Source organism: Cedecea sp., assembly GCF_036500665.1.
Lineage (GTDB): Bacteria > Pseudomonadota > Gammaproteobacteria > Enterobacterales > Enterobacteriaceae > Cedecea.
Map to the genome: position 1 here is coordinate 1 of NZ_DASYBS010000120.1, position 2397 is coordinate 2397.

2 pseudogenes are annotated in these 2397 nt (G+C 50.8%); both read right to left on the minus strand.

Annotation, left to right across the window (positions count from 1 at the left end):
• Window positions 1-234 precede the first annotated feature (234 nt).
• A pseudogene (locus tag VGM55_RS20315) lies at window positions 235-1039 on the minus strand (IS3 family transposase).
• Between the two features lie 58 nt (window positions 1040-1097).
• Window positions 1098-2343 (minus strand): annotated as a pseudogene (locus tag VGM55_RS20320) (IS3 family transposase).
• Between the last annotated feature and the right edge of the window lie 54 nt (window positions 2344-2397).

Sequence of the window (2397 nt, forward strand, 5' to 3'; positions counted from 1 at the left end):
TTACCTATACAAAAATTGAAAAAAAAGGAAATGATAATCTCCCTGATGACAAGTCATGGAGTACTATGTATAAAGTTGGTGAGAGGTATTATATCTCAATTCTGAGGGTAAATGGTGGTGTTTATATCGTCAGGGACAGAGGGGTATCCATTTATATATGCTCGGAGTTGTGAATGTTATGGTGGTTCTGTCTATGGCTGTAATGTCACCGGCGGGTGAATCGCTACGGATAATCTAGACACTTCTGAGCCGTTGATAATATTTATTTTCATGTTTCGTCGGTAGTGTCTTATCACTCGAACCATGCCGACGCTTACTTTTATAAAATATTTCGATGTAATCAAAAATATCGCTCCGGGCCTCTTCCCGCGTTCCGTAGATCTTTTTCTTTATCCGTTCACGCTTTAATAGCTGGAAAAAACTTTCTGCAACTGCGTTGTCGTGACAGTTACCACGACGGCTCATATTGCCTTCCAGTCCATGTGATTTCAGGAACGACTGCCACTCGTGGCTTGTGTACTGACTACCTTGTTCAGAATGAACCTGTATCTGTTTTTGAGGATTACGTCGCCACATGGCTATCAGAAGCGCATTCAGGACAATATCTTTTGTCATCCGGGGTTGCATTGACCAGCCGATAACTTTGCGCGAGAGCAGGTCAACAACCACGACCAGATACAGCCAGCCTTCGTGAGTTCGGATGTAAGTTATGTCCGTTACCCAACGTTCATCTGGTGCATCTGGATTTAACTGCCGCCGGAGCCTGTTGGGTGTAACTATTCTGGTCTCTCCTTTGCGTGCCCGTGGGCTTCTGTACCCGACTTGGGCCTTTGTCCCGGTAGGTTTCATTAGCCACCAGACCCGGTTAACCCCGTACTGTTGCCCGCTATCATTGGTGGAAGAGTCCGGCCCATACTTCTTTATCCAGGTGGGTGGTGATATCGAGATGTGTTGCAACGCTGGAAACAGAATGGCCACGATCAACAATCTGTTTGACTGCTTCAATTTTAAACTCTTCAGGATAACACTTGCCGCCCATGAGCACCTCTCTTTAAGCCATCTTAAATGACTCAGAAGTGTCTAGATTATCCGTGTGACTAGTCCTGATATAGGTTGACACTTTTCAGCCGGATAACGCCCGATGAACCTCATCGGGCGTTTTGTATTTCAGCGACAGGTGTGGCCGCCGCGTGTTGTAGAGGTTCACCGACTCCCTGACCATCTTTCTTGCCTGCGCGATATCTTCTGGCCTGCCGAGCAGGTATTCCGTTTTGAGTATCCCGTTTATCCGTTCCGCCAGCGCGTTCTGATAACAGTCATACCCGTCCGTCATCGAGCAGGTGATGCCATATCTCTGATGTAACGCCTGATATTCCTGTGAGCAGTACTGGATACCCCTGTCCGAGTGGTGCACCAACGGCAACGCCGTGCGTCTGCCGGCCAGTGCCATTTTGAACGCGCAGGCGACATGCCGGGTATGCAGACTGTCATGCACGTGATACCCCACGATTTTTCTCGACCAGGCATCCGTTACCAGGCTGACATACGCCGTTCCCGTTCTCAGCGGCAGGTAGGTGATATCCGCCACCCATACCTGTTCCGGACGGCTGGCTATGACCTGATTTTCCCCCGCCTTCAGCAGGTTGGGATGACGATAAAAACGATGATGGCTCTGCGTCGTCTTGTGATATGCCCGTTTAGGCATCACCAGTAACCGCGCGCAGCGCAGGATACTGAACAGCCGGTCGCGCCCCACATGCAACGCCGGTTCGGGGCGTTGCCGCAACAGGTGATGCAGCTTACGTGTCCCCAGCCGGGGCTGGTGCAAGCGGATGGCCGTCACCTGTTCGACGAGATGCCGGGCCTGTTCCTCTTTGCCTGCTTCACGCTGCAGGGACTGATACCACGCTTGTCGGCTGATGCCCATCCATCGGCAGGCCCGCGTTACTGTGAGTCCCGGTACTTGTGTTTGCGCGATAAGGCGGTTAGCTGCTTTTTTGTCAGCGTGGCGCCAAAGTCGGTGTTCATCACTTTGACGACAGCTTCGAAGAACTGGGCTTTGATTTCAGATTCAGCCAGTTGCTGCTCAAGTTCTTTAATACGCTGTTCGGGCGTCAGGGGGAGTTTGGGCATGTTGTCTCCGCACGTTCTGGTGGAAGGAGAAGTTCGCCAGTCAAGCTGACCGTATTTGCGCAGCCAGTTCATGACGGTTACGTTGCCTTGGATACCGTAGCGGTCTTGCGCCTGGCGGTATGTCATCTCGCCTTTTTCGACCTGTTCGACGACGGCCAGTTTAAAGGATAGAGAGTAATCGCGTTGTGTGCGTTTAATATACTGGTTCATCACATTTTCCTCTGTGCGTGAGTAAAATGTGTCAACGCTATTTAGGACGGGTCA